Source organism: Rhodococcus sp. P3_B8 (assembly GCF_056402775.1).
In genome coordinates, this window is record NZ_JBFUGT010000538.1 from 1 (window position 1) to 2519 (window position 2519).

1 protein-coding gene is annotated in these 2519 nt (G+C 71.4%); it reads left to right on the forward strand.

Translation table 11 applies throughout. The annotated features are described in order from the left end of the window. On the forward strand, window positions 1-2519 hold a 2519-nt coding region (locus tag AC1D1G_RS44210; protein ID WP_477956826.1), incomplete at both ends, for a non-ribosomal peptide synthetase.

Consider the following 2519-nt stretch of genomic DNA (forward strand, 5'->3'; position numbering starts at 1 on the left):
CTCCGCGGCCTTCACGTACGCGTCGAGCCTGTTCGACGCGTCCACGATCGCCGGCTTCGCCGACTACCTGCAGCGGATCTTCGACGCGGTGACGTCCGAACCGGGCATGGCCGTCGGTGACATCGACCTGATGGTGGCGTCCGAACGTGCGGCCCTCACCCCGGTGATGGACGGGCCCGACGCCGAACCGCGGACCCTGCCCGAACTGCTCGCGGCCGCGGCCTCCGTGGATCCCAAGGCGGCCGCGCTGTCCTACGAGGGCCGTGAGGTGACGTATCGCGATCTCGACGAGCGGTCGAACCGTCTCGCCCGCTTGCTGATCGGGCGCGGCATCGGCCCGGAATCGGTGGTGGCGCTGGCGCTGGCGCGGTCGCCGGAGTCGGTGCTGTCACTGTGGGCCGTCGCCAAGACCGGTGCCGCGTTCGTCCCGGTCGACCCGAACTACCCGACCGACCGGATCGTCCACATGCTCAGCGACTCCGGTGCGGCGCTCGCGCTCACCGTCGCCGAGTTCCGTCCCACGCTGCCGGACTGCACGTCCTACGTCGTGGTCGACGCACCCGGATTCGACGACGAGGTGAGCGCGCACTCCGCCGCGGTCGTCACCGACGCCGACCGGACACACCCGCTCGCGCTGGAGAACCCGGCCTACCTGATCTACACGTCCGGGTCCACCGGCACCCCGAAGGGCGTCGTCGTCACCCACCGCGGCCTGGCGAACTTCGCCACCGACGAACGCGTCCGCTTCGGGGTCACGCCGCGGTCGCGCACGCTGCACTTCTCGTCGCCGAGCTTCGACGCGTCGATCCTGGAATTGCTGCTCGCGGTCGGCTCCGGCGCGACCATGGTGATCGCTCCGGCGTCCGTCATCGGCGGCACCGAACTCGCTGACGTGCTCCGGGAAGGCCGGGTCACGCACGCGTTCGTCACCCCGGCGGCCATGGCGTCCGTGGACCCCGCGGGCCTCGACCAGCTCGAGTGTGTCGCCACCGGCGGCGACGTGTGCCCGCCGGAGCTGGTGGCGCAGTGGGTGACCGGGGGCAGGCGGATGTTCAACGCCTACGGCCCCACCGAGGCGACGGTCGTGTCCAGCGTGACGGGACCGATGATTCCCGGTGAGGGCGTCACCATCGGCCGTCCGCCGATGGGAACCGGGGAGATGGTGCTCGATTCACGCCTGCACCCGGTGCCCAACGGGGTGACCGGCGAACTGTACGTCACCGGTTCCGGTCTGGCCCGCGGCTACAAGGACCGGGCGGGCACGACGGCGGAGCGTTTCGTCGCCAACCCGTACGGCGGCCTCGGGGCCCGCATGTACCGGACCGGTGACCTGGCGCGCTGGAACGGTGCCGGCCAGCTCGAGTACCTGGGCCGCAGCGACTTCCAGGTGAAGATCCGCGGATTCCGCATCGAACTCGGCGAGATCGAGACCGCCCTCACGCGCTACCCGGGGGTCGCCCGTTCGGTGGTGTCCGCGCACCAGGGCAGCACCGGAGCCAACCGGCTCGTCGGGTACCTCGTCCCCACGGCGGGCGCGGAACTCGACCCGGAAGCCGTCCTCGATTTCGTCGGCGGATTCCTCGCCCCGTACATGGTGCCGTCCGCGCTGATCGTCCTCGACGAGTTGCCGCTCACCCCCGCAGGCAAGCTGGATCGCCGCGCGCTGCCGGAACCCGACTTCGGCGCCCGGGTGTCGACCGGCCGCGCGCCGGTGTCGGAGATGGAGGAGGTGCTCGCCGGACTGTTCGCCGAGGTCCTCGGTCTGGAATCGGCCGGTGTCGAGGACTCGTTCTTCGCCCTCGGCGGCGACAGCATCATGTCGATCCAGTTGGTGGCCCGCGCGAAGGCGGCGGGTGTGGTGCTGACCCCGCGGGACGTGTTCGAGGCCAAGACCGTTGCCGGTCTCGCCGCGGTGGCGTCGTGGGTGGGGGCCGCCGACATCGTCGTCCTCGACGAACTGCCCGGTGGCGGAGTCGGCGACATGCCGACCACCCCGATCACGAAGTGGCTGCTCGAACGGGGCGGCGAGTTCAACCGCATGTCGCAGTCGGCGCTGCTGACCGCACCGCCGAACCTGCGCGAACTCGAACCCCTGAGCGCCACGTTCCAAGCCGTCCTCGACCGGCACGACATGCTGCGCGCGCAGCTGATCGTCTCCGCCGAGGACTCGCACCTCGCCGTCCGCCCGGTCGGCGCGGTCGACGCACAGGACCTGATCCGCCGGGTCCCCGTGTCCACGGCCCCGGGAACCCCGGCGTTCGCGGCGACGGTGATCGCGGAACTCGACGCCGCGCTGGACCGGCTCGATCCCGCGGCCGGCGTCATGGTGCAGGTGGTGTGGTTCGACGCCGGGGAATCCGGCGGCCGCCTGCTCGTCGTCGCGCATCACCTCGTCGTCGACGGTGTGTCGTGGCGCATCCTCGTCCCCGACCTCGCGACCGCCTGGGCGCAGATCTCGGCAGGCCAGGAACCGGTCCTCGAACAGGTCGGCACGTCCATGCGCCGGTGGGCGCACGGAC